This is a genomic window from Gordonia sp. DT219 (assembly GCF_049847065.1).
Classification (GTDB): Bacteria; Actinomycetota; Actinomycetes; order Mycobacteriales; family Mycobacteriaceae; genus Gordonia.
The window spans coordinates 1-24,430 of record NZ_JBNCNR010000006.1; the positions used below are offsets into that span (position 1 = coordinate 1).

At 66.8% G+C, this 24,430-nt stretch carries 21 protein-coding genes; 6 read left to right on the plus strand and 15 right to left on the minus strand.

What is annotated here, in order from left to right; translation table 11 throughout:
• Nucleotides 1–77: 77 nt before the first annotated feature.
• Both ACPXB3_RS09800 and ACPXB3_RS09805 read right to left on the minus strand, forming a co-directional pair.
• Nucleotides 78–1,097: a pirin family protein gene (locus ACPXB3_RS09800; RefSeq protein WP_425727498.1), complete on the minus strand. Its 1,020-nt coding sequence runs from the start codon at nt 1,095–1,097 to the stop codon at nt 78–80.
• A 99-nt stretch (nt 1,098–1,196) separates the two neighbouring features.
• Entirely contained in the window at nt 1,197–1,967 is a 771-nt protein-coding gene (locus tag ACPXB3_RS09805) for an acetoacetate decarboxylase family protein (protein ID WP_425704473.1), read from the minus strand.
• A gap of 296 nt (nt 1,968–2,263) precedes the next feature.
• Here ACPXB3_RS09805 and ACPXB3_RS09810 point away from each other — a divergent pair, with 296 nt between their 5' ends.
• From ACPXB3_RS09810 to ACPXB3_RS09830, 5 genes are all read left to right on the plus strand, one after another.
• Nucleotides 2,264–2,659, plus strand: a complete 396-nt coding sequence (locus tag ACPXB3_RS09810; RefSeq protein ID WP_425727564.1) for a response regulator transcription factor — start codon at nt 2,264–2,266, stop codon at nt 2,657–2,659.
• A gap of 312 nt (nt 2,660–2,971) precedes the next feature.
• Nucleotides 2,972–3,340: a 50S ribosomal protein L14 gene (gene rplN, locus ACPXB3_RS09815; RefSeq protein ID WP_425704474.1), complete on the plus strand. Its 369-nt coding sequence runs from the start codon at nt 2,972–2,974 to the stop codon at nt 3,338–3,340.
• Nucleotide 3,341: 1 nt separating this feature from the next.
• A complete protein-coding gene (gene rplX, locus ACPXB3_RS09820; RefSeq protein WP_425704475.1) occupies nt 3,342–3,659 on the plus strand; it encodes a 50S ribosomal protein L24 in 318 nt (105 codons plus the stop codon).
• Nucleotide 3,660: 1 nt separating this feature from the next.
• Nucleotides 3,661–4,239, plus strand: a complete 579-nt coding sequence (gene rplE / locus ACPXB3_RS09825; protein WP_425704476.1) for a 50S ribosomal protein L5 — start codon at nt 3,661–3,663, stop codon at nt 4,237–4,239.
• Nucleotide 4,240: 1 nt separating this feature from the next.
• Nucleotides 4,241–4,426, plus strand: coding sequence for a type Z 30S ribosomal protein S14 (locus ACPXB3_RS09830; protein ID WP_425704477.1), 186 nt, complete (start codon nt 4,241–4,243; stop codon nt 4,424–4,426).
• 155 nt (nt 4,427–4,581) lie between these two features.
• Here ACPXB3_RS09830 and ACPXB3_RS09835 read toward each other — a convergent pair whose 3' ends face one another.
• The 13 genes from ACPXB3_RS09835 to ACPXB3_RS09895 form a co-directional block, all read right to left on the minus strand.
• Nucleotides 4,582–5,589 carry an esterase/lipase family protein gene (locus ACPXB3_RS09835; protein WP_425727499.1) on the minus strand — a complete coding sequence of 336 codons (1,008 nt, stop codon included), beginning with the start codon at nt 5,587–5,589 and terminating at the stop codon, nt 4,582–4,584.
• A gap of 277 nt (nt 5,590–5,866) precedes the next feature.
• The gene (locus tag ACPXB3_RS09840; protein WP_425727565.1) at nt 5,867–6,958 is read right to left on the minus strand and encodes an esterase/lipase family protein; all 1,092 of its coding nucleotides are present in this window, start codon (nt 6,956–6,958) and stop codon (nt 5,867–5,869) included.
• Between the two features lie 224 nt (nt 6,959–7,182).
• Nucleotides 7,183–8,556 (minus strand): AIM24 family protein, encoded by a 1,374-nt coding sequence (locus ACPXB3_RS09845; protein ID WP_425727500.1) that lies wholly within the window; start codon nt 8,554–8,556, stop codon nt 7,183–7,185.
• Nucleotides 8,557–8,670: 114 nt separating this feature from the next.
• Nucleotides 8,671–9,279: a DUF4262 domain-containing protein gene (locus ACPXB3_RS09850; RefSeq protein ID WP_425727501.1), complete on the minus strand. Its 609-nt coding sequence runs from the start codon at nt 9,277–9,279 to the stop codon at nt 8,671–8,673.
• A gap of 108 nt (nt 9,280–9,387) precedes the next feature.
• Nucleotides 9,388–12,636, minus strand: coding sequence for a helicase HerA domain-containing protein (locus ACPXB3_RS09855; RefSeq protein WP_425727502.1), 3,249 nt, complete (start codon nt 12,634–12,636; stop codon nt 9,388–9,390).
• Nucleotides 12,636–13,307, minus strand: coding sequence for a MarR family transcriptional regulator (locus tag ACPXB3_RS09860; RefSeq protein ID WP_425704483.1), 672 nt, complete (start codon nt 13,305–13,307; stop codon nt 12,636–12,638). Before ACPXB3_RS09860 ends, ACPXB3_RS09855 begins: the two co-directional genes overlap by 1 nt.
• Nucleotides 13,289–14,416, minus strand: coding sequence for a DUF559 domain-containing protein (locus ACPXB3_RS09865; RefSeq protein ID WP_425727503.1), 1,128 nt, complete (start codon nt 14,414–14,416; stop codon nt 13,289–13,291). The genes ACPXB3_RS09860 and ACPXB3_RS09865 overlap by 19 nt, the downstream gene beginning before the upstream one ends.
• A 68-nt stretch (nt 14,417–14,484) precedes the next feature.
• Nucleotides 14,485–15,729 carry an MFS transporter gene (locus ACPXB3_RS09870; protein ID WP_425704485.1) on the minus strand — a complete coding sequence of 415 codons (1,245 nt, stop codon included), beginning with the start codon at nt 15,727–15,729 and terminating at the stop codon, nt 14,485–14,487.
• On the minus strand, nt 15,726–16,475 hold the full coding sequence (narI, locus tag ACPXB3_RS09875; RefSeq protein WP_425704486.1) for a respiratory nitrate reductase subunit gamma: 750 nt from the start codon (nt 16,473–16,475) through the stop codon (nt 15,726–15,728). Before narI ends, ACPXB3_RS09870 begins: the two co-directional genes overlap by 4 nt.
• A complete protein-coding gene (narJ, locus tag ACPXB3_RS09880) occupies nt 16,472–17,137 on the minus strand; it encodes a nitrate reductase molybdenum cofactor assembly chaperone (protein ID WP_425727504.1) in 666 nt (221 codons plus the stop codon). Before narJ ends, narI begins: the two co-directional genes overlap by 4 nt.
• On the minus strand, nt 17,134–18,798 hold the full coding sequence (gene narH / locus ACPXB3_RS09885; protein ID WP_425727505.1) for a nitrate reductase subunit beta: 1,665 nt from the start codon (nt 18,796–18,798) through the stop codon (nt 17,134–17,136). The genes narJ and narH overlap by 4 nt, the downstream gene beginning before the upstream one ends.
• A complete protein-coding gene (locus ACPXB3_RS09890; RefSeq protein ID WP_425727506.1) occupies nt 18,798–22,571 on the minus strand; it encodes a nitrate reductase subunit alpha in 3,774 nt (1,257 codons plus the stop codon). Before ACPXB3_RS09890 ends, narH begins: the two co-directional genes overlap by 1 nt.
• Nucleotides 22,572–22,686: 115 nt before the next feature.
• Nucleotides 22,687–23,049 carry a LuxR family transcriptional regulator gene (locus tag ACPXB3_RS09895; RefSeq protein ID WP_425704490.1) on the minus strand — a complete coding sequence of 121 codons (363 nt, stop codon included), beginning with the start codon at nt 23,047–23,049 and terminating at the stop codon, nt 22,687–22,689.
• Nucleotides 23,050–23,351: 302 nt separating this feature from the next.
• Here ACPXB3_RS09895 and ACPXB3_RS09900 point away from each other — a divergent pair, with 302 nt between their 5' ends.
• Nucleotides 23,352–24,413, plus strand: a complete 1,062-nt coding sequence (locus tag ACPXB3_RS09900; protein WP_425727507.1) for a tellurite resistance/C4-dicarboxylate transporter family protein — start codon at nt 23,352–23,354, stop codon at nt 24,411–24,413.
• Nucleotides 24,414–24,430: the final 17 nt, after the last annotated feature.

The following is a 24,430-nucleotide window of genomic DNA, read 5'->3' on the forward strand; positions in this document are numbered from 1 at the left end:
TCGGGGATGATCAACGGTGCAGCTCGCATACACCATTGAATCAAACAACACCGTCCAGAAACTTCAGGCGCGCCGCACTAGGACTCGCGAGCGTGCCCGGGAATGTTCTCCCGGGCACGTAGCCGGGTTCCCGGGAGGGTGGGCGCGGGCAGGTGCTGGGTATCGCCGAGGTATCCATGCACCTGCCCGAATCGTTCGCCGTGGGCCATCCACTGTTCACGGAAGGCGACGATGTCCTCGTGGGTGCGGCCGATGAAGTTCCACCACATGACGATGTCCTCGTCCAGCGGTGCCCCGCCGAGCACGAGAATCCGTGCCCCCTCGTCGCCACGATTGCGCAACGTGATCGTCTGCGCGCCCAGTCCGACGTAGCCGAGTTCGGTGCGTTCGAGGATGCGTGCGGTGGAGTCGGCGATCTCGAGTCGGCCGGTATCGACGAGGAAGCCGTGCTCGAAGTCTGGACGCACGTCGAGGGTGACCTCGGCACCCGCCGGCAGATGCAGCTCCGCACCGAGCAGCGGGGTGAAGGTGTGCACCGGCGAGGTGGCGCCGAGCAGCCCGCCGAGGAATACCCGGACGCTCGCCTCGCCCGCGGAGACCACCGGTGGCACGTGGTGCGCGAAATCCCTTGGGGCGTCGACGGCGTCGGCGGGCAGCGCAATCCACAGTTGCACCCCGTGCAGCACCGTGGTGTCGGGGGTGGACACCTCGGTGTGCGCGATGCCGTGCCCGGCGGTCATCAGATTCAGCTCGCCCGGACGTACCAGTGCATGGGTGCCCATGGTGTCGCGATGCTCGATCTCGCCGGTGAACAGCCAACTGGCCGTTTGTAATCCGGTGTGCGGGTGTGGTGGCACGTCCATTCCGCCGGTGACCGAGACGTCGTCGGGCCCGTAATGGTCGACGAAGCACCACGCACCGATCAGTGATCGGTCGCGCTGGGGGAGGGTGCGGTGGACGGTCATCGCGCGGGGCCCGCCGAGCGGTACGTCGCGCGAGGTCAGTACCTGGACCGCCAATGCACCGTCAGGGGCGGCCGAGTCCTCGGCGACCGTCCGGCATTCGACCTCGGCGGGCCGGACTTCCAGATTGCTCATCGCGATACCGCCTGACGTGAGGATGGACGACGCTTCCGCGAAGTCTAGGCGAGTGCGCGCCGGTCGATCAGCGAAGCGGTCGATCAGACGTGGGGTCGATCAGACGGGCTCGGCGTCGTCGAAGGTCATCGCCAGGCTGCGGATCGAGGTGGTCATGAGGGCGTGGCGCGACAGTCGCAGCGACCGCAGTTCGTCGGCGATCTCGTGATCACCGAGTCGCAGGTGCGCGCCACCGATCCGGGTGCGGGTGCCGGTGATCGACCGCAGGCGCCACGGCGTCATCCGCAGCACGCCATCGAGCTGAGAGTAGGCCTGCATCGTGGTCTCCACCGAGGACGACGGCATCGGCAGGCCACGTTTGACGGTGAGGTCGGCGATCAACCTGCCGTCGGCACTCACGCTCCCGTGCCGCGTCGGGGAGTCGTGGTCGACATCGAAATCGGCGAGGATCTTGGGGAAACCCCAGATGCCGCGGCCGGCGGCGAGCGTGAACTCCCCGTCGACCGGGAGCCGATGGATCAGCGCGCGGGCGTCGCCGGCGAACAGTGAGCGCAGCGGGGAGCGGGCGCCCGCGGCTCGCTCGCCTGCGTCGCCACCGGAGTCCGGTGCGACGAGAAAACACACGCCGAACTCGTTGTATGGACCGAGGTCACCGTCGATGTAGTCGATGAACACCAGCATGCACATGCCGCGACCACGACGGATCCGCAATGGGGTGAGCCGCCGGCCGGCGGCACCCGCGGTGTCCATGGCGGTCTGCATGGCCGCCGCGTCGGCGGTGAACCCGGCCACGAAGCATCGGGCGCGACGGATCTCGACCGGCATGGTCACGCTGGTGCCGAGTACATCGTGTCGGGATGGGCTGGTCATCGGTGATCCTCCTGAGCCGCACACTACTAGAACACGTTCTACTTTGTCCTGTGAGCCTACGTCGCCGGAGGCGTTTGCGGATGCAAGTGGCGTCCCCTTTCCTGGGACTACTGCTTTGCTGAGTAAAGGCTTAACATTCACTGTGAAAGACCGATCAAGCAGTGCGAACGGCAAGCACGAATCGTGCGGGCGCCGTGGTACATGACAGTAGATGAGGACCAACGGTGACCACCGCGCGTTCCGATTTCCCGGACACCCCCCTGCCGACCACCGGCCTGCCGACTCCTGGCGCGCCGATGGCCGGTCCCCGCCTCGCACGTGCGTCGATCTCCCGCATCGATGACTATCGATCGACGTTGCCGCGCAACGGGTTCCATCCGATCGCCCCGGTCGCCCCGGTCGCTCCGGTCCGCCCCGCGATCGGGCCGGCTGGGCCGAGCGCCGCGGCCCTCGCCGAGCCGGTGCGCCGGCCGGTGCTCTCGCCGCGCGAGACCGAGGTACTGCTTGCCTGGCTGGCGGCGGACTCGAAGGAGGAGGCGGCCGAGCACCTCTTCATCGCGGCCTCGACGGTGAGCACGCACCTCGCCCGCATCCGGGCCAAATATGCCGCCATCGGACGCTCCGCCCCGACCAAGACCCATCTGCTCGCCCGCGCGCTCCAGGACGGCATCACCCGTCTCGAGGACTGGTGACTCGGCGCCCCTGACCGGCTCGGCGCCGGATCCGGGCCCCGCCCGACGCCCGGATGGGCGATCTGGCGGACAGATTTGGTGCCGACCTGCGGTTTCCCCTACACTTGACGGGTTGCCTGCGGTGCGTGAGCGCCGCGAATCGGCTCATGAACCCACTGGGACGAACCGTGTGATGCGGAAAAGCCCAGGCAGGCGTGTGTCCGGTGGCAACAGGCCGTGTGCGTCGGGTCGGAAATCCGCCGCACAGATACGTCCGATTCGCCGACAGCGGATCAGGGGTATCGACGACATCCAGGTCAAGGAGAGAATCGAATGATTCAGCAGGAGTCTCGCCTGCGGGTCGCCGACAACACCGGTGCCAAGGAAATCTTGTGCATCCGCGTGCTGGGCGGCTCGTCGCGGCGCTACGCCGGCATTGGTGACACCATCGTTGCCACTGTCAAAGACGCCATCCCCGGTGGCAACATCAAGAAGGGCGAGGTCGTCAAGGCGGTCATCGTGCGCACCGCCAAGGAGCGCCGCCGTCCGGACGGAAGCTACATCCGTTTCGACGAGAACGCCGCCGTCATTCTCCGTGGTGAGAACGATCCTCGCGGTACCCGCATCTTCGGCCCGGTCGGCCGCGAGCTGCGTGAGAAGAAGTTCATGAAAATCGTGTCGCTGGCACCGGAGGTGATCTGACATGAAGGTGCACAAGGGTGACACCGTGATCGTCATTTCGGGCAAGGACAAGGGCGCCAAGGGCAAGGTCATCGAGTCCTACCCGCAGCGTCAGCGAGTTCTCGTCGAGGGCGTCAACCGGATCAAGAAGCACACCGCCGCCTCGGCCAACGAGCGTGGCGCGGCGTCGGGCGGCATCGTGACCCAGGAAGCCCCCATTCACGTCTCGAACGTGATGGTCGTGGACTCCGAGGGCAACCCGTCCCGCGTCGGATACCGCGTCGACGAAGAGACCGGCAAAAAGGTCCGCATCTCGCGCAAGACCGGGAAGGACATCTGAGATGACCACAACTGAGAAGGTTCAGCCCCGGCTGAAGCAGCGCTACCGTGCCGAGATCAAGGACGCGCTCAACAAGGAATTCGACTACGCCAACGTCATGCTGATCCCCGGCGTGGTGAAGGTCGTGGTGAACATGGGTGTCGGTGACGCCGCCCGGGACGCCAAGCTCATCAACGGCGCGGTCACCGACCTCGAGCGGATCACCGGTCAGAAGCCGGAGGTTCGTCGCGCCCGTAAGTCCATCGCACAGTTCAAGCTCCGCGAAGGTATGCCGATCGGTGCGCGCGTGACCCTGCGCGGCGACCGGATGTGGGAGTTCCTCGACCGCCTCGTGTCGATCGCGCTGCCCCGTATCCGCGACTTCCGCGGCCTGAGCGACCGCCAGTTCGACGGCAACGGCAACTACACGTTCGGCCTGAACGAGCAGTCGATGTTCCATGAGATCAACATCGACAACATCGACCGGCCGCGCGGTATGGACATCACCGTCGTCACGTCGGCCACCACGGACGACGAAGGCCGCGCACTGCTCCGCGCGCTGGGCTTCCCGTTCAAGGACAACAACGCGAAGGACAACTGACATGGCAAAGAAGGCTCTGGTCAACAAGGCCAACAAGAAGCCCAAGTTCGCCGTGCGCGGGTACACCCGGTGCAACCGGTGCGGTCGCCCGCACTCGGTGTACCGCAAGTTCGGTCTGTGCCGTATCTGCCTGCGCGAGATGGCACACGCCGGCGAGCTGCCGGGCGTGCAGAAGTCGAGCTGGTGACTTCGCGCCGGTGATGTCACCGGCGCCTCGACAACCCAACGAAAAGTGGGGGAAGACTCGTTCTTCCCCCACTTTTCTGTTCTTTCCCCAGAAGCAACTGGGGGACGAAACCAGAAGTGGGGGAAGAGCTTTCGCGCCTGTGGTGTAACTGGCCGTCAGCCGAACAGCCATGCGTTCGGGGCGCACACGAGGTTCGTCCTGCCGTCGAATGCGCGAAGGACGATGGAGACCGCGCGCGGCGAGTAGCTGAACGCCAGGTGATCCGACTTGTCCTGCTCGCACCCGTCCTGCAACGTGATGTTCGTGGTATTCGGTGTGCCGGGCGGGAAGAACGTCGACTGGTACGGCGTGGTGACCTCGTCGTAGCGGGTACCGACGATGGTGTACTTGACGTCGCCGATGGCGTACTTGCCGCCCGCGTTCAGGTGGTTGATGAACACCGAGTCGTAGACCTGCTGGATGCCCGACGTGCCGACGCCCAGCGCGATCGGACCGAGCACGTCGATCCCGAGGTTGTTGATGGTGCGGCCCAGTGTGCCGATCCCGTTGAGCGAGGTGCCGTTGTTGGTGGCACCGAGCGTGACGAGGTGGTCGACCTTGGCGGCGCCACCGTCGTAGCGCAGGTACTGCCGGGCGGTGATGCCGCCCTGCGAGTGGCCGACCATGTTCACCTTGGTCGCTCCGGTGGAGTGCAGCACCTTGTCGACGAACACACCCAACTGTGTTCCGGACTTCGTGATGTCACCGGTGGCGTAGGCGCCGGGCAGGAGAGCGGCCACTCCGCCGCCCTGCGAGAGCGGCGCGATGCCGTAGTTCAGTGCGTAGACGCAGTAACCTGCTCGCTTCAGGGCCGGGGAGATCATCGCCCAGTTGTTGTAGGCGTTCTCCCAGGTGCCGTGGACGAGGACGACGGGCTTGTGACCTTTGGTTGGCCTGCAGTGCCAGTCGTTGGCGCCGGGAGGTGCGATGTCCGGACTGCTCAGCCCGTAGGTGAAGGCGGGTATGAAGGCCTGCTGCTCGGGGCCGTTGCCGACGGGTGTCCGCCACGTGCTGTCGCCCTTCAGAATGTTCTCGGCGACAACGGGTTTCTTGGCACCGGCGTTGATGTAGTCGGCGAGTTGCTGCTGTTGATCGGCCGCAGCGGCCGGGCCGGCCATCGTCATGGCCACACCGATGCCGGTGGCGGCAGCGGCCAGGGATGTTACGAATTTGCGGGTCCAACCCCGCCGCGCAGTTCCTCCATGCAACACACCAATACCTCTTTCCGGAAGTGACCAAACCCGATAGTTGGTGACCTGAGTGTCTTAAGTCACGAAAGTAGGTAAACGTCAACGTACCGCGCGTTGTGCTTCTCGTTCAAGGCGCGCCACCTTCGAGAAACGACGATGCCGCCTCCCGACGGGGAGGCGGCATCGCGTTGTTGCGGAGCTGGGCTGGTGGTCAGCCGAACAGCCACGCATTCGGTGCGCAGACGATCTTCGTCTTGTGATCGAACGCGTTGAGGACGATCGAGACCGCACGCGGCGAGTAGCTCAATGCCAGGTGGTCCGACGTGTCCTGTTCACACCCGTTCTGGAGCGTGATGTTCTTCGTGTGCGGTGTACCGGCCGGGAAGAACGTCGACTGGTACGGGGTGGTGACCTCGTCGTAGCGGCTTCCGACGATGGTGTAGTTCACGTCGCCGATGGCGTACTTGCCGCCCGCGTTGAGGTGCTTGATGTACACCGAGTCGTACACCTGCTGGATGCCCGACGTGCCGACGGCCAGGGCGATCGGTCCGAGTGTGTCGATCCCCAGGTTGTTGATGGTGCGGCCGAGTGTGCCGATCCCGTCGAGGGAGGTGCCGTTGTTGGTGGCCCCGAGGGTGACGAGGTTGTCGACCTTGGCCGCGCCGCCGTCGTAGCGCAGGTACTCGCGCGCGGTGATGCCGCCCTGCGAGTGGCCGACCATGTTCACCTTGGACGCGCCGGTCGACTTCAGCACCTTGTCGACGAACTGGCCGACCTGCTTGCCGGACTTCGCGATATCGCCCGTGCCGTTGGCGCCGGGCAGAAGGCCGCCAAGGCCACCACCCTGCAGCGGGTTCGAGATGCCGTAGTTGAGTGCGTAGACGCAGTAGCCTTCCTTCTTGAGCGCCGGTGAGATCATCGCCCAGTTGTTGTAGGCGTTCTCCCACGTGCCGTGCACGAGGACGACGGGCTCTTGGCCTTCGGCCGGCTTGCAGGACCAGTCATTGGCGCCGGGAGGCGCCGCATTCGAATTGGTCAGTCCATAAGCGAAGGCGGGCAGGAACGAATCCTGCTGCGGGCCATTGCCGGCAGGTGTCTGCCAAGTGCTGCCGCCCTTCAAAATGTTCTCGGCGACAACGGGTTTCTTGGCACCCGCGTTGATGTAGTCGGCCAGTTGTTGCTGCTGATCGGCAGCAGCTGCCGGACCGGCCAAGGTCGCGGCCACGCCGATGCCGGTCGCGGCAGCAGCGAGCGATGTTACGAGTTTGCGGGTCCATCCCCGCCGTGAAGTATCTCCACGCAGCACACCAATTCCCCTTCCCAAAAGTGACCGCCCCCCAAGGCGGCGACCTGAGTGCCGTAAGTCACGAATTCAGGCGGAAGTGAACTTACCATGCGGTAAGAGTACGTATGTACTCCGGGGCAAAAGTGCCGGTAATTTGCTAAGTCAAATACCGGCTGGAGTGGTACCCGGAAATGCCTGGACCTGCCGGAAATCGCCAGAAAGTGTTCGAGGTGGGTGGGAGGTCAACGCCCGAGGAATCCGCCGAGCATGCCGCCGACACCGGCCTGTCCGCCGTCACCGGTGCCGCCGACGAACCCGCCGGGCGGTAGCTCCGACGGCTGCACGACGACGAAGCCCTGACCGGAGAACGCGAGGGTGAGGCGCTCGCCGGTGCTTCGGCCCATCAGGGTGCCGAGGTTGAAGGAGTCGTTCGTCTTGATAGACGTGCGTAGGCTCGACGACCAGGCGACCGCGGCGTTGGGGTCGGCGTAGGTGGCGGCGTCGACGTCGAGGACCACGGGCGTGCCGTCGGTGGTGATGGCGATTCGGCCACGGCCGGTGAACACGCAGTTGTACATCCCGGCGTTGCCGAGGGCGCCCGCGCCGTGCACCCGGGCGACCTCGTAGGTGAGGCCGGCCTCGAAGGCCAGCACGTTCGCGCCGTTGATGGTCAGGCCGTCGGTGCCGTCGAGGTCGATGAGATGGACGTCGGCGGCGGCATTGGCCAGGAACAGGTCGCCGCGCCCGCTCACCTTCATCAATGGGACGCCCTCACCCGAAAGTGCTTGGCGCATCATGCGTCCGATGCCCCCGGCACCGAGCGCCTCGAACCTCAGATCACCCTGGTAGGCGACCATCGACCCGGCTCGCGCCATGACCTCGCCGGACAGCCCGATCCGGCACATCTTGGCGCCCTGCTTCTGGATGCCCTGCCCGGAGACCTCGGCGTGGTCGCGGTGGAACAGATCGCTGTGCATGGATGCTCCCTGGAGAGGCGGTCGGGCCGATGGCCGGTGGCCGGTGGCCGGTGGGTTCTGGGCTCCGGTGGTGGCTGTGGATGCCGGCGGCCACGGCTGTGGGTCGGCTACCCGCGGTGGCGTGGTCGGGGGTGTCGAATCGCTCTCGATGTCGATGCCGAACGCCGTCGCCAGCCCGGCCAATCCGGCGTCGTATCCCTGGCCGACGGCGCGGACCTTCCAGCCGTCGCCGCGGCGATAGATCTCCAGACAGATCACCGCGGCCTCGCTCGTGAGATCGGTGGGCACGAAGGAGATCGGTTCGCCACCGGCGGCGGGCGTCACGGTTGCCTCGAGTCGGCCGGCCGTGGCGAACGACGCCGGGCCGGCGCCGTCCAGGCTGGCCGCGATCGCAACGGTCACGATGTCCGGCGGCACACGTGTGGTGTCGACGGTGAGGACGTCGGCGGATCCGTCCGACCGGTAGGCGATGCCGGGACCGGTGGGCTGGTTGTAGAACACGAAGTCTGCATCCGAGCGCACCCGACCATCCGAGGTGAGCAACACCGCCGAGGTGTTCACCGGCGTCGCCGAGCGCACCGATACCGTCACCGTCGGTGAGGGCAGCGCGGTGTTCTCTCCCGGTGCGAGGTGCCGCATGAATCCAGTGTGCCCCAGTCGTTCGGCCCCGCCGGCACGCGGGCTCGGTTCGACCGGGCCCGGCGTGGGGCGCGCCATGGACTGCCCGCCCCACACCGGAGTCCGGTCAGGGCCTCACTCGCGGGGTCGGCGCCGCCGGGCCCGCCGAGGCACTGTGCGGTCGGGTCCGTCCGCGGCGCTCACCACGTGCGGACCTGCCAGATGACCCGCGCCGACGTCCGCGATGCCCTTGACCAGCTGGTGCACCGGCTGTAGGCAATAGCCCTCCTGCCACGGATACAGTCCGAGGTCGTCGGCCCAGACGACTTGCAGCGCAGGATGGTTCGGGAAAAGCTCGTTGGTGATGAGCAGATCGGCCTTGTCGACGATCTCGATCACCCGGACCGGCACATCGAGCGCATGCACCTCGACCTCGATCCGGCGATCGACCACCGAACGCCAGTCGGTGCGATGGAAAAGGTCGCCGAGTTCGTTGAGCAACTCGCAACTCGTGCGTGGGTCGAGGCCGTAGACGGCGAGATCGGGGATCGTGTGCAGGGCGAGACCCGTCGTATACGCGAAGGCGCACTCCGGCGGCAGGCATGCGGCGTCGCCGCATGCGCACTCGTCGCTCACCGCGGTGACCGCCCAGCCGAATCGGCGAATGGTCGCCAACGTCTCACGGATGATCGGATCGGGATGCCAGCGTGGGATGCCACGGATTGCAGCGGCGTGATCGGCCATGGGCGCTCCTTTGTTCGAGGTGCGTCCATGGCATCACGGGGGTACGACAGTTCGAGCGGTCGAGCCGCAGTTGTCCACAGGGCCCGGTCATAACCGGGGATTTCCTGGTCAGGGACGCGACAGCGCGATGACCTCGTCCTCGGTGGGCGGGCTCTGCGGGTGATAGCTCAGGCACAACGGGGTGTCCACCTTGATGAACCTGCCCCCGTCGACGGCGGTGTAGAACGTGCCGGTCGACAACCGGCCCACATCCGGAATCGGACTGCCCTTGCTGGCCGCGAGTTCCTTGGCGGCTTCGATCTGGTTGGGGTGGTTCAGCTTCCCGAAGAACTGCGTCGAGGCATTGCCACTGACCCGACCGTGGATACCTTTGGGCGCCTGGGTGGCGAAGATCAGTCCGAGACCGTACTTGCGGGCCTGCGAGGCCAGCGCCAGGGTGCTCTGCATGGCACTGGTGGTGCCCTGCGAGGGTGCGTAGTTCTGGGCCTCGTCCATGACCAGAATCCCGCCGAGCGGCCGGTCGGCGGCCGGATTCTTCTTGATCCAGGCGAACAGCGACATCTGTAGCTGTCCCACGAAGTTGGCGACGCGCTCTTCACCGCCGAGGCCGGCGAGGTTGATGACCGAGACCCGGGCCCGACGGCCGGGCGAGGGCGTCAGCAGGAACCCGGGGTCGGCCGGCGCCGCGTCGCCGTCGAGGAGTGGGTCGTTGGCCATCGACGCCTTGAGGTTCTCGCTGAGATCGATCGCCAGTCGTGGTGCGTCGGCGAGGGTGCTGACCCCGTCCGGGAGTTCGGAGAGCATGGTGACCAGCGATTGCAGACTTCCGCCGCCCGAATGTCCGAAGTGCACCATGGCCTGGCGCAGTACGGCCTCGTAGCGCCCGGCCTTGGCGCCGCGTTCGCTCGGACGCGCGCGGGGCAGAAGTGCGCCGACGGCGGAGTCCACGGCCGCGGTGAACTCGTCGGATTCCTGCTCGAGGGCGGCGAAGTCGGGCAGCGGACGAAAACTCAACGGGCGTCCGGCCTTCCGGCCTGGGGTGAACACGACGACCTCGGTGTCGGCGAAATAGCGGTCGGCCAGTTCGCCCTCGGCGTCGCTCCAGGTGCGGGTCGCCGGCGGCCACGGGGTGCCCAACCGGGACAGATCGTTGTTGATGTCGAGAACGATAGCGGAAACCCCTTGTAGCGCAGCTTCTTCCACGATTCGACGGATGAGGACGGTCTTGCCCGATCCGGTCCCGGCAAAGATCGCGATGTGCTTGCGCAGTGCCACCAACGGCACAGACACCGGCTCGCCTCCGTTGGTGCGGTGACCGAGGGGCAGTTCGTCGGCGGCGCCAGACTGCAGGATGTCGGCGGCGCCAGACTGCAGGGTGCCGACGGCCCCAGACCGATGATGGGCGGCATGCGGCGCTCGGGCGGCATGCGGCGGTTGGGCAGTCGCGGTGACCGGTGCGCTCGCGGCGCTCGCCGGCGACGTCGCCGATCGTGCCGTCCCGGTGCCGAGAATCTCGGTGAACAACTCGATCTCGGCCGCCGGATTGCGGGCGACGATCCAGTCATGTAGGTGTGGTGAATGCTCGTCACCCAACTGGGTGAGGGCCATCAATCGCCGGATGTCCGGCTCCGACCACGCAACGACTTTGCCGCCGCGCGAATGTAATTCGTCTACCATCTGCGCGGTCTTCGGTCCGTTGGGCCACGGCTCGCGCCGCAGTATCACCAGGGTTCTCTCGACCGTCCCCAGACTCAGGCCGGCTGCGGTGGTCGCATTCGCCAGGCGGGTCTGAACGGCTCGCGGATTGGTCGCCGAGATGGCGCGGAAGCTCCACGATTCGTCGAGCTCCCGGTGCGAATCGATGATGTGCCGGATCCGGCCATGAAGGACCGGCTTCGCGCCGGGCTTCGGATCCTGCCGCCATTCGCCGGGATCGGCCGGTACGGCTTCGATCCAGGCGCCGAGTCCGGCCCGCAGCAACCCCGGCACGATGCGATCTTCGCCGTCGGACACGAGCGCGGGGAGTGGATCGGCGCGCGCGATCAGGTCCTCATATCGCCGATCGAGTTCGGCGAGTTCGGGTTTCGGTCCGGTGGCGGTCTGCCCGGGTGTCGCGGCGGCGGTGGTCGCCGGCGCACTTTCCCCATCGACGGTGTCGGTGTGCGTGGCCGCCGGTTCACCGATCGGGGTGGCGTCGGTGTCGGCGAGATCGACGAGTTCGTGGAAGTCGCCGGATCGCAGCATCGCGGCGATCTGCCGGTCCACCGCGATCATGAGCTCGCGCGGGGTGTACTGCGTGGCGCTCGTCAGGGCGGTGAGCGCCACCGGCCACGTCGGATACGGGGGTGTAAAGTCGGCGCGCGCAAAGCCGGGGGCGAATCGCTTGGCGAGCAACTCCCGCCCGAAGTCGGCCGACGCGGGACGCTGCAGCATCGGTGGCTTGCGGAAGCGTTCGGATGCCGACCGCATGGCGCGGCCCTCGAGGTAGTCCCATGCGGCGGTGATGCAGGAGACCACGGTTGACGTGCGACTCATGTTCTCGCGCAGCGCCATCAAGCCGTGGGCCACCTGCTCGACGATCGATTCCTCGCCCGTGAGGGCCGATTTGCCCGCCTCGATCAACGTGTCGATCTGATCGATCGCCAGCACGGCCGCGTTGTCGAAGGCAACGATACGAGAGATGTTCTGGACGATTTCCTGGTAGCCGAGTTTGGCATTCCGGATGCCCCACTCCGCCAACTCGTCGGCGTCGTCGACATCGAGGTGCAGGAAGGCCTCGCCGAGATCCTTGGCATCGTCGTCTTGTGAGGCGGTCAGGACGAGGGCGCGCAGAATGTGTTGCGACCGACGCCGGTGGGCGTGGTGTCGATACACCCCGGCGACGAATTCTTCGAGCGCGGTGCCGGTCAGTGGCGCCGCACCGATGACGGCGAGCCGAGTCGTCTCCGGCACGCCGGACTCGCGCGCCAGATGGTCGAGAAGTTGCGCCAATTGCGTGGGGTGCTCGGCACCCGGGCGGTTGAGGCTTTCCAGGATGGCCACGGTCGTGGACTTCCAGAAGTCGCTGCCGTCAAGCAGTTTCAGCAGAAAGAAGTAGCCGCCGGTGCTCTGGACGCGCTGGCGCACCTGGCCCAGGAGGTGGGTCTTGCCCGAGCCGGCCACGCCGCGGATCACCACTCCGATGGGGCTTGCCGACTCCGAGCGCTGGGCGTCGTCGAAGCTTCGCATGGTCTCCACCACGATCTGGCTGTGCAGTCCGTCGACGTGGTAGGGGTTCGCGGCGCCCCAGACGTCGTCGGGGGTATCGGCCCAGTCGAGCCGAATCGATTCCAACGCTTGGCGCGTCTGGCGTTCCATCAGGCCTCCTCGATGGCGAACAGGTGGCATGGCTGGGTGCCGACCATCACTGCGGCCGCGTGATCGCCTGCGGTCAGTCGTGCGCGGTCGTCCTGCGGTATCAGGCTGACGCCGCGCTGTTGTTCCAGTTCGACGATCGCGGCGTCGAAGGCAGCACGAGAATGGCCGGTGATCGCGGTCCGCAGGCGCGCGACGTCGACGAGCGCACCACGGACCGGGGCAAGGCGGTAGTAGGTCTCGACGATGATGCCCCGGAGGTCGGTGGCCGGGCGATCATCGGTGGCCGGCGCCGGGGTTGCGTGGGTGGACGTGTCCTCGGGCCGCGGCCGGCCGAAGACTTCATGCAGGCGTAGATCCTCGGCGTCGAGGTAACGGCCGAGGCCGGCCAGCACGGCATACATCGCACGGATCGGTGGCTGTGAGCGCGCGGGCGGACCATCCGGCAATTCTGTTGCACACCAAGCCCATCCGCGATCGGTCAGCGAATGGAACAGTGCTCCCCGAGCGCCCTTGACGGATTCGATGAGGCCGTGTCGCGCCAGCAACTCGCGCCCGGGTTTGTCGAGGTTGGGGCCCAATGCCCGCAATTGCGGGGTCGAGAGCGCGCGGGACTCGGCCATCAGGACGAAGAGCACCGCGCTCTGGCTCGGTGTCAGCTTCGGGTGGTCCACGTCGGAGCCTCCTCGGATCGGATCGGTGTGGGTGCGCAGGCCCGGCGCTGCCGTGCGTCCAGGATTTCACGGAGTTCGTCGGCGACGAGATCGGCGTCGGCGAGTACCTGCTCGTTGGTGTAGCGCAGCACGAGGTAGCCGTGTTGTTGCAGCAGGTTGTCGCGGCTGCGGTCGTTTGCGTATTTGTCGGCGCGGCGGTGGTCCGGCCCGTCGATCTCGACGATGACCTGCTCGGTGGCCCACAGGAGGTCGACGACGACAACGGGCGCGAGGGGATGCAGGCCGCCGGGCCGACGATTCCACTGCCGGTCGGCCGCCCAGCCCCGGCGCGAGAGCACTGTTTCGAGTGTTTGCTCGGCCCGGCTGTTCGGGGAGGGGGCGCCGACCGGCCGGGATACCGCGAGTATCGGTGTATCCGCGCCGGGCACGGGGGAGCCCCGATGGTCCTCGGTGTCGTCGGGCCCCGATCCGGCGAGCCCCGATCCGGCGAGCCCCGATCCGGCGAGGCCCAGCCGGACCCGGGGGACGCGAATGATCTGCTCCAGCGCGTCGGCGCTCAACCAGACCGTGCATCGGGCATGCACCGCCAGCCATTCGTAGGCCGCGGCGGCAGTGCGCTGTCCGGCGGGGGAGAGGCCGGCACTCGCGCGTACCGCCAGGATGATCTGCGGTCTCCGGTAGGCGTGCCGGAGTAGGCCGGCCAGGCCGGCGGCGCGCGACTCGGGTGTCTGCCGTCGGCGCGGCACCGTGCGGGCCGCGGCCGAACGGGCAAGATCGATCACCACCGCCGGGCCGGCCAGTCCGGCGTCACGGCACAACGCCCGAGCCGCCGACTCCGCGTCGGCGACGTCGACCAGCTGACCCGGCCGGCCACCGGGCAGCCAGGCCGGAAAGAGGTCGACGAGAATCTTTTCCAGCGCGTCGAGGACCTCGGTGCTCACGTGTGCGGCCGTGCGGTCGTCGGGCCCGCGGTGATCGAGAAACACCGGCAGGTCGTCGGAGATCGTGTCGAGCAGTTCGTCGAGGGTGGCGCCGGTGACGTCATCTGTACGCAGGACATGGCCGGGCCGGACCGCGGCTTCGACCACAGTCGACACACCGATGTTCATCGATCACGAATATAGCCGCGCGCTGCGACGGTCACCGGGTTGTGTCGTGCGGTCCGTCCGCACCGGCCTCACGTGGAGGGTGCGCGTTCACCGGACTCGGTGCGGCTGCGCGCAACCGTGCGGCGAATACCGAACACCGTGAACAGTGCCGCCGCCGCGGCGAAGCCGATGAGCAGACCGAGACCGACGGTGTAGCTGTGCGTTGCTGCGTCGTAGGTGGCGCCCATGACCAACGGCGGGAAGAAGCCGCCGAGACCGCCGGCCGCCCCGACGATGCCGGTCACCGAGCCGACCCGTTCGGACGGCGCGGCCTGCGCGACCCACGTGAACACCGATCCCGAACCGAGTCCCATGCACACGGCCATGAGGACGAAGTCGAGACCCGCGGGCACTTCCAGCGGTGGTTTCGTGATCATCCACACCGCCAGCACCGCCGCACCCGCACATGAGATGAACGTGATCGTCCGCGGACCGAACTTGTCGGCCAGTACGCCACCGAGCGGCCGGGCGATGACGGCGGCGATCGCGAAGCCCGCGGTGCGGGTGCCTGCCGCCTTGATGTCGAGCGAGTACACGTCGTTGAGATAGGTGGGCAGATAGGTGCTGAAGGCGACGAATCCACCGAAGGCGGCAGCGTAGAGGAATCCCATCTGCCACGTGACCGGCAGGCGTACCGCGGCAACGAGTTTGGGGATCACGGGGTCGTGGTTCGGCGACCATCGCGGGGCATCGCGCATCCACGTCCAGCAGATGGCGGCGACGACGACCAGCGCCACCGCGATGATCAGGTGGGTGACGAAGTAACCGAACCAGGTGACAAAGCGAGGCGTGAAGTACGCCGACAGCGCCGTCCCGCCCATTCCGGCGCCGAAGACGCCGGTGGCGAAACCGCGCCGCGACGGGTCGTACCACGCGTTGACGAACGGGATGCCGACGGCGAAGGTGGTGCCGCCGATGCCGAGGAAGAAGCCGGCCACGATCAGCAGCCAATAGCTGTCGAAGTGGCCGCCGACGGCGACGAGCACCACGAAGGGCACGGTTGCGACCATCAGGACCGGGAACATGATCCGGCCACCGAAACGATCGGTCAGCGCGCCGGTGAGGATGCGGCCGAGCGATCCCACGAGGATGGGGATGGCGACGAGCACCGACTTCTGCGCGGCGGAGAGACTCAGATCCTTTGCGTACGTGACGCCCAGCGGGCCGATCAGATTCCATGCCCAGAAGCTGATGGTGAACGCCGCGGTCGCCAGGATCAGGTTGACCGACTGGGCTCGTCGGGTGGCGGCATCGGCGGTCTCGGTGGTGGTCATCGGTGTCGTTCCTTTACTCCCACGGGTGTCCAACCCGGTCGGCTCGCCCGATTTCCCGGTGCGCGCAGGTCATCTCGGCTCCGGTAGACGATGTAGGGACGGAAGAAGTAATGCAGTGGTGCGGTGAAGATGTGCACCAATCGCGTGAACGGGACAAGGCAGAACAGCAGCATGCCGATGAGCACATGCACGTGAAACCCCAACGGCGCAGCGGCCATCGCGTTGATGTCGGGATTGAAATAGAAGGTCGACCGGAACCAGGGCGAGACCGTCTCGCGGTAGTTGACGCCGGGGTCGTGCGGTGCCAGCGCGCCGACGAGTGTGACGTAGGTGCCCGCCACCAACGCCGCAACGAGCACCAGATACATCAGTTTGTCGTTGCGGGTGGTCGCCATGAACACCGGTCCGGTGGTGCGTCGGCGGTAGATGAGCATGGCGACGCCGACGAGGGCCGCCGCTGCGGCCACGAGACCGAGACCGCCTGCGCCCCAGTGATAGAGCGACTCCGACACCCCGATCGCCTCGGTCCACGACTCGGGGATCACCAACCCGATGATGTGCCCGACGATGATGCCCAGGACGGCGTAATGGAACAGCGGCGACGCGATGCGCAGCAATCGTGATTCGTAGAGTTCCGACGAGCGGGTCGTCCACCCGAATTTGTCGTAGCGGTACCGCCAGATCGTTCCGCCGATCACCAGTGCCAGCGTGAGGTAGGGCACCACACCCCAGAGGACGATGTTCATGGCAGCACCGAAGTCCGCGGAGGCCGAACGCGCTGGGTCGGCGACAGCGGGAGCAGTCGCGGATCGTAGGGCTCCAAACCGACCGACTCCACCGGGATGTCGGCCGGCCGCGCCGACGCGCGCGCGACGGGTACCGTCGCGCAGATCGCGGCGAGGATCGGTTCATACCGGCTGCCCCGCTCGGCGAGCGCGGTGCGAATCGATTCCAGGGCCGGCCGGTGCTCGGCGAGGAGTTCGCGTCCCCGCTCCGGATCGGCACGCGCACAGTACTCGAGCACGATCGGCAGGTGGTCGGGCAGTTCACCGTTCAGGTCGACCAGGAACCCGCTGTCGCGGTAGAGCTGCTTGATCGTCGTGAGCGCGGTGCCGCGCCGCCGCGTGTCACCGTCGGACCAATACGTCAGGTACAGCGTCTGTTTGCGCGACAGATCGAAGGTGTCGATGTAGTCGTGGCGTAACTCGTCGGGGTCCGCGGCGGCCAGATCGGCGATCACCGTGCGCACCGCGCGCACCGATTCGTGCTCGTCCTGTTCACCCAATGCCGCGGTCAACAACGGCAGGCATTCGAGGAGACCGTCGTCGGGGTAGCCCAGACACCACGACGCGACCTGGTGGACGACCCGATGGTCGCGTTGCGTACGACGTCGCAGCAGCGGCTTCATGCGCGGTCCCCCCGATCCGGGAACAACCCGGGCGGCGCGCCGTTGCCGTCCCAGTTCAACAGATTGGTGCGGCCGGAGAGCACTCCGGAACCGGCCGGCTCGTCGGTCGTCTGGCGTTGTCGCAGGGCATGGAAGGTCTCCACCGACACCGGTGCCGGCCGGCCGCTGGCCTCGCCGAACGCCGACGAATCGAACATGCCCGGACCGTCGTCGTAGTCGAGGGGGCAGGCCAATTCGTCGAGCTTTTCGGCCTGTTCGAGGTGGGCGGTCGGAATCACGTATCGCTCATCGTATTTCGCGATTGCGAGCAGCCGGTACATCTCATAGATCTGCTCCTCGGTCATCCCGACCGCCCCCGGAATGCCGGCATCGGGTTCGCGGCCCAGGTTCACATCACGCATGTAGGCGCGCATCGCGGCGAGCCGGTGCAGCACCTTGTCGATGACGGCGGTGTCGCCTGCGGTGAACAGTTCGGCGAGGTAGTCGACCGGAATACGCAGCGCGTCGATCGCGCCGAACAGGGTGCCGGGATCTTCGGCATCATGGCCCTGCTCGGACAGCAGGTCGACGATCGGCGACAACGGCGGGACGTACCAGACCATCGGCATCGTGCGATATTCCGGATGCAGCGGCAGCGCCACCCGGTACTTCTTGGCGAGCGCGTACACCGGCGAACGGCGGGCCGCGTCGAGCCAGTCGTCGGGGATGTTCTGTTCGCGCGCGGCGGCGATCACCTTGGGATCGTTCGGGTCGAGCATCAGATCCAGTTGCGCCTCGTAGAGATCTTTCGGATCCGGGGTGGACGCCGCGTCGGTGACGGCGTCGGCGTCGTAGAGGAACAGGCCGAGGTAACGCAGGCGGCCGACGCAGGTTTCCGAGCACACCGTCGGCTGTCCGACCTCGATCCGCGGGTAGCACAGCGTGCACTTCTCGGCCTTGCCGGACTTGTGGTTGAAATAGATCTTCTTGTACGGGCATCCGGTGATGCACTGCCGCCAGCCGCGGCACCGGTCCTGATCGACCAGGACGATCCCGTCCTCGGAGCGCTTGTAGATCGCCCCCGACGGGCAGGAAGCCATGCACGACGGATTGAGGCAGTGCTCGCAGATCCGCGGCAGATAGAACATGAACGTCTGCTCGAAGCTGAACTTGATCGCGTCCTCGGACTCCCGCCGGAGTTTGGCCACGACCGGGTCGAGTGCGCCCATTTCCGGTGCGCCACCGAGGTTGTCGTCCCAGTTCGCCGACCAGGTGATGTTGGTGTCTTTGCCGGTCAGCAGGGATTTGGGGCGGGCGACGGGAAAGTCGTCGCCCAGGGGCGCATCGACCAGGGTCTGATAGTCGTAGGTCCATGGCTCGTAGTAGTCGGCAATGGTGGGCTGGACGGGACTGGCGAAGATCGACAGCAGCTTCTGCAGGCGCCCGCCGGTACGCAGCCGCAACTTCCCGCGGCGATTGAGGTGCCAGCCGCCACGCCAGCGGTCCTGATCTTCGTACTGGCGCGGATAGCCTTGGCCCGGGCGGGTTTCGACGTTGTTGAACCACACGTACTCGGTGCCCGACCGGTTGGTCCAGGCCTGTTTGCAGGTGACCGAACACGTGTGGCAGCCAATGCATTTGTCGAGATTCATCACCATGCCGACCTGTGCCATGACCCGCATCAGAACGTCACCTCCTGGCTGCGCTTGCGAATGGTGCTCACGATGTCGCGCTGATTGCCCGCCGGTCCGAGATAGTTGAACGCATACGACAATTGGGCATAGCCGCCGATCAGATGCGACGGCTTGATCAGCAGTCGGGTGACCGAGTTGTGGATACCGCCGCGCCGGCCGGTGGCCTCGGACTTGGGTACGTCGATGGTGCGTTCCTGCACGTGGTGCACGTAGCACACCCCCGGCGGCATGCGATGGCTCACGATGGCCCGGCACACGAGAACACCGTTGGCGTTGGTGCATTCGATCCAGTCGTTGTCGTGCACATCGATCTGGTCGGCGTCATCGGGGCTCAGCCAGGCGGTCGGACCGCCGCGCGAGAGCGAGAGCATGAACAGATTGTCCTGATACTCCGAATGGATCGACCACTTCGAATGTGGGGTCAGATAACGGACGGTGATCTGCTTGGCGCCGTCCGGGCCGAGCTTGGGTTCACCGAAGAGCCGGTGCATGTCCAGCGGCGGACGATAGATGGGCAACGCCTCGCCGATGTCGATCATCCAGTCGTGATCGAGATAGAAGTGCATGCGGCCGGTGAGGGTGTGAAAGGGCTTGAGCCGCTCGATGTTCACCGTGAACGGAGCGTAGCGGCGGCCGCCGGTCTCCGATCCCGACCACTCCGGTGAGGTGATCACCGGCACCGGTCCCTGCTGGGTGTCGGTGAATCGGATGCGTTTCTCCGCCGAGCCGCTCGCAAGATCCTCGAGGCCGACTCCGACGCGCTGCTGCAGTTTCTGGAAACCGTTGACGGCGAGTTCGCCGTTGGTGGTGCCCGACAACGTCAGGATCGCCTCGGCGAGTTTGGAATCGGTGTCGATGGCCGGTCGCCCGGCGCCGACCCCGTGCGACATCACCCCGTTGGACTCGGCCAGCTTCGCCGTCTGTTCCTCGAGGTCGTACGTGACGTTCTTGACGGTGAAACCGAGGGAGTCGGCCAGTGGCCCGACGGTGGCGAGCTTGTCGGCGATGGCGGTGTAATCACGTTCCACGACCGTGAAGGTCGGCATGTTGGCGCCGGGCACGCCCCGCGCCGGTGCGGTGCGCGGCGAACCATCCCCGGACCCCGGCCACCAGTCGGTCGCACGGCCGTGCGGCGTGGCGGTCTCACCAGGGGTGTCGTGCTGCATCGGTGCGCTGACCAGGTCACGGCGCACCCCGAGATGGTCGCGGGACAACTCCGAAAGACGTTGCGCCAGCCGGTGGAACAAGTCGAAGTCGGTCTTGGCCTCCCACGGCGGGTCGATAGCGGGGGAGAAGGCGTGCACGAAGGGATGCATGTCGGTCGACGACAGATCGTGCTTCTCGTACCAGGTGGCCGCAGGCAGCACGATGTCGGAGAGCAGCGTCGTCGAGGTCATCCGGAAATCGGCCGACAACAACAGGTCGAGCTTGCCCTCCGGCGCCTGCTCGTGCCAGACGACGTCGCGTGGCCGTGGCGCATCGGGATTCTCGCTGCCGAGCACGTTGTGGTGGGTGCCGAGCAGGTGGCGCAAGAAGTACTCGTTGCCCTTGGCCGAGGAGCCCATCAGATTCGACCGCCACAGCACCAACGTGCGCGGCCAGTTCTCCGGGGCGTCGACGTCGGAGATCGCCGACGTCAACCGGCCGTCGACGAGGCGCTGGGCCACCTCGCCGGCGACGGTGGCCTCCGGGTTGTCGGCGACCGCGGCGCTGACCTCGTCGGCGACGTCGAGCGGATTGACCGAGAACTGCGGATAGAACGGCATCCAGCCCAGCCGCGCCGACTGGGCGATGGCGTCGGCGGTGTGCGCATGGTCCATCGTGCCGCGGGACAACGGGGAGGCCAGCGACGCCGCCGAATACCCGTCGTTGCGCCACTGATCGGTGTGCATGTACCAGTACGACGTACCTGCCATGGTGCGTGGCGGCCGCGACCAGTCCAGCGCGTTGGCCAGCGAGATCCAGCCGGTGATCGGCCGGCACTTCTCCTGCCCGACGTAATGCGCCCAGCCGCCGCCGTTGCGGCCCATGCACCCGGTGAGGATCAGCAGCGACAGGATCGCCCGGTAGGTGGCGTCACCGTGGAACCACTGGCAGATGCCCGCGCCCATGATGATCATCGACCGGCCGCCGGATTCTTCTGCGTTGCGGGCGAATTCGCGGGCGACCCGGATGGCGGCCACGGCCGGCACGCCGGTGATCTCGGCCTGCCAGGCCGGGGTGTAGGGTGTTTCGACGTCGTCGTAACCCGTCGGCCAGTCGCCGGGGAGCCCGTCCCGGGCGACTCCGTACTGCGCGAGCATCAGATCGAAGACCGTGGTGACGAGATGCCCGTTCACCCGCCGCGCCGGGACACCGCGCCGCAGGACCGACCCACTGCCGTCGGGTGCGTCGAAGGCGGGCAGCGAGATCTCGACCGGTTCGGCATCCGCGCCGAGCAGCGTGAGCATCGGGCGGACGCCGTCGAGATCCAGATTCCACTTGCCCACACCGGAATCGGCGTAGCGGAAACCCAGCGAGCCGTTGGGCACCACGGGGCGGCCCGTGGCCTCGTCGAGCACCACCGTCTTCCAGGCGTCCTCGTCGGCGGTGGCGTCTGTGCCCGATCCCGCTGTGCCCGATCCCGCTGTACCCAATTCCTCTGTACCCAATTCCTCTGCGGTGACGAACTTTCCGGGCACCAACGTCGACTCGTGCTCGTCGAGGTGGATGAGGAAGGGCAGGTCACTGTAGGTGCGCACGTACTCGTCGAAGAAGTCGGTGCGCCTGCGCACGAAGAACTCGGTGAGGATCACGTGGCCCATCGCCATCGCGAGAGCCGCGTCGGTGCCGGCCTGGGCGGGCAGCCACTCGTCGGCGAACTTGGTGTTGTCGGCGTAGTCGGGACTCACCGCGACCACCTTGGTTCCGCGATAGCGGACCTCGGTCATCCAGTGGGCGTCGGGTGTGCGGGTGACCGGAACATTGGAGCCCCACATCACCAGGTAGCTCGCATCCCACCAGTCACCCGATTCGGGGACGTCGGTCTGATCGCCGAACACCTGCGGGCTGGCGACCGGAAGATCGGCGTACCAGTCGTAGAAGGAGGTCATCACCCCGCCGATGAGCTGGATGAAGCGGTTGCCCGCAGCATGCGAGACCATCGACATCGCCGGGATGGGCGAGAAGCCGGCGCACCGGTCCGGGCCGTGGGTCTTGATGGTGTGAACGTGTGCGGCCGCAGCCATTTCGACGGCCTCGTCCCAGGAAACGCGGATGAGGCCGCCCTTGCCGCGGGCCTGCTGATACGCCCGGCGTCGCACCGGATCGCCGACGATGTCACCCCACGCGAGGACGGGGTCGCCGAGTTTCGCCTTCGCCGCGCGGTACATCTCGACGAGGACTCCGCGCGCATAGGGATGCCGGACCCGCGTCGGGGAGTAGGTGTACCAGGAGAATGCCGCGCCGCGCGGACATCCGCGGGGCTCGTATTCGGGTCGGTCGGCACCCACCGACGGATAGTCGGTCTCCTGGGTTTCCCAGGTGATCACGCCGTCTTTGACATAGACCTTCCACGAACACGATCCCGTGCAGTTGACGCCGTGGGTGGATCGCACGATCTTGTCGTGACTCCAACGGTCACGATAGAACACATCGCCGCGCCGGCCGCCCTCACGGAAAACCGCGCGGGCGTCCTGAGTCTCGTCCCATCGGGTGAAAAATCTGCCGATGTTCAACAGGGCGGTGGCTGCAGAGCCCTGCACATCCGGGGACCGGGCCATGCGGTCACCATACGGCCGGTCGACATCGGACGCAGTCCGAATCGAAGATTCGTGTTCAGCCGTCGGTGAGTTGCCCCGATTCCGGGAATATCAAGTACAGCAAGAAGTTAGGGTGTCATTGGTCGGCAGTGTCATCGTTGCCTCGGGTTCGCGCGATGTACACCGTGAGCAGCACCGCCGAATCCTGTTGGGCCGACAGGTTGTGGCGCGCGTCGGGAAGGGTCACCAGGTCTCCGTCGGTACCCTCCCAGCTGTCGGTGCCGACGGCCATGGTGACGTGGCCGCGCAACACCTGCACGGTGCCCTCGTCGGGGCTTTCGTGTTCGGCCAGTTCGCGTCCGGCGACCAGGGCGATCACGGTCTGGCGCAACCGATGTGACGAACTGCCGTGCAGCGTGTGTGATGCGCGGCCACTGCGGCTGCGATGGGCTGTGGCGATGAGCTCGTCGACGAGGGAGGTCAGATTGGTCGTGTCCATGCCTCTACTCTGGCACTTCGTGACCGCTTCGGGGCGTATGAGCCGCGTTCGCGCGGTCCGAGTTGGTTCGCGCGGCTGGTCGACAGCCCGCGCGAGCACCTCGGCCCACGGGAATCGGGGGAGTGGAGTTGTTGTGTCCCAACGAGGTTCGGTTACCAAACGGGTGTCGAGGAAGTGGACCTCGCGGGGGATCGGTGCTCACCGGCGCCGAGTGGACCCGCAGAGCCGGTGGTCTGTGCACAATTCAAAGCACGGATCTCCTGATCGAGAGCGCACGTCGACCGGCGGCGGAGAGGACCACTATGGCGGTGGAGGGCGGAATACGGCGCTGGTGGTCGGCGCTCGCGGCGGCCCGGCTGGATCAGTTCACGTATGTGATGGCCACCGGCATCGTTTCCACGGCGCTACGCAACACCGGCGCCGATCTGGCATCGCTGATCCTGTTCTGGCTCGCGGTCGTCGGCTATGTGGGACTGCTGGCCGGGGTGCTCGCCGGACTGGGGCGATCCGGACCGGGGCGAGCCAGGCGGCTTCTCGCGCAGATCCGGGATCGCAGGTTCGCGACACTGGCCTTCACCGCCGCCGCCGGAGTGCTGGCGACTCGGCTCGCCGCGATCGGCCAGAACACGTGGGCGCTGGTGCTGATCATCGTGGCGACGGTCTCCTGGGTGCTTCTCGAATACACGGTGATCTCGGGGATCCTGCTCAGCCTGAGCCGTGGCGGTGAGACCGGACTCGCCCGGGTCGACGGCACCTGGCTTCTGTGGGTGGTCGCCACCCAGTCGATCGGGGTGTCGGCGGCGGCCTACGCGCATGCGGTGGGAAGTCCCGGGATGGCGAATTTCGCGACCGTCTGCTGGGGAATCGGCATCCTGCAGCTGGTGATCGTCGCCGTGCTTGTCGGCGCCCGTCTGCTGTTGGTGCCGATGCGGGCCGACGACGAGGTGGCCCCGTACTGGGTGCTCATGGGGGCCGGCGCCATCTCGGTGCTCGCCGCCGCGGAGGTTCTGGGCACCGGTACCGAACAGGCGGTCATGTCCGAAGCCGTGGTCGGTGCGGTGGCGATGGCGATCTGGTCGTTCATCACCTGGCTGGTGCCGATGCTGATCGCGTTGACCCACTGGCAGACCTTCCGGCCCGGCGGCAACCGGCGCTTTCGGGCCGCCCTGTGGGCCATGGTGTTCCCCATCGGCATGTACGGCGAGGCCACCCGCCAGCTCGGCCATGTCCGCGATACCGGCTGGATGGTGACCGTCGGGCTCTGGGAGAGCTGGGTGGCGCTGGCGGTATGGGTGCTGGTGGCGCTGGGGATGCTCGGCGCGTTCGCCCGCTGGGTGTCGGCCGGGCCCGCGGGCGCGGACTGATCCGCGAGCAGCTCGGC

Coding starts and splice junctions, on each gene's coding strand:
- ACPXB3_RS09800 (WP_425727498.1), bottom strand. CDS start 1,097: ATGAGCAATCTGGAAGTCCGGCCCGCCGAGGTCGAATGCCGGACGGTC.
- ACPXB3_RS09805 (WP_425704473.1), bottom strand. CDS start 1,967: ATGACCAGCCCATCCCGACACGATGTACTCGGCACCAGCGTGACCATG.
- ACPXB3_RS09810 (WP_425727564.1), top strand. CDS start 2,264: ATGGCCGGTCCCCGCCTCGCACGTGCGTCGATCTCCCGCATCGATGAC.
- rplN (WP_425704474.1), top strand. CDS start 2,972: ATGATTCAGCAGGAGTCTCGCCTGCGGGTCGCCGACAACACCGGTGCC.
- rplX (WP_425704475.1), top strand. CDS start 3,342: ATGAAGGTGCACAAGGGTGACACCGTGATCGTCATTTCGGGCAAGGAC.
- rplE (WP_425704476.1), top strand. CDS start 3,661: ATGACCACAACTGAGAAGGTTCAGCCCCGGCTGAAGCAGCGCTACCGT.
- ACPXB3_RS09830 (WP_425704477.1), top strand. CDS start 4,241: ATGGCAAAGAAGGCTCTGGTCAACAAGGCCAACAAGAAGCCCAAGTTC.
- ACPXB3_RS09835 (WP_425727499.1), bottom strand. CDS start 5,589: ATGACGATGGCCGGCCCGGCCGCTGCGGCCGATCAACAGCAGCAACTC.
- ACPXB3_RS09845 (WP_425727500.1), bottom strand. CDS start 8,556: ATGCGGCACCTCGCACCGGGAGAGAACACCGCGCTGCCCTCACCGACG.
- ACPXB3_RS09850 (WP_425727501.1), bottom strand. CDS start 9,279: ATGGCCGATCACGCCGCTGCAATCCGTGGCATCCCACGCTGGCATCCC.
- ACPXB3_RS09855 (WP_425727502.1), bottom strand. CDS start 12,636: ATGGAACGCCAGACGCGCCAAGCGTTGGAATCGATTCGGCTCGACTGG.
- ACPXB3_RS09865 (WP_425727503.1), bottom strand. CDS start 14,416: ATGAACATCGGTGTGTCGACTGTGGTCGAAGCCGCGGTCCGGCCCGGC.
- ACPXB3_RS09870 (WP_425704485.1), bottom strand. CDS start 15,729: ATGACCACCACCGAGACCGCCGATGCCGCCACCCGACGAGCCCAGTCG.
- narI (WP_425704486.1), bottom strand. CDS start 16,475: ATGAACATCGTCCTCTGGGGTGTGGTGCCCTACCTCACGCTGGCACTG.
- narJ (WP_425727504.1), bottom strand. CDS start 17,137: ATGAAGCCGCTGCTGCGACGTCGTACGCAACGCGACCATCGGGTCGTC.
- narH (WP_425727505.1), bottom strand. CDS start 18,798: ATGCGGGTCATGGCACAGGTCGGCATGGTGATGAATCTCGACAAATGC.
- ACPXB3_RS09890 (WP_425727506.1), bottom strand. CDS start 22,571: ATGGCCCGGTCCCCGGATGTGCAGGGCTCTGCAGCCACCGCCCTGTTG.
- ACPXB3_RS09895 (WP_425704490.1), bottom strand. CDS start 23,049: ATGGACACGACCAATCTGACCTCCCTCGTCGACGAGCTCATCGCCACA.
- ACPXB3_RS09900 (WP_425727507.1), top strand. CDS start 23,352: ATGGCGGTGGAGGGCGGAATACGGCGCTGGTGGTCGGCGCTCGCGGCG.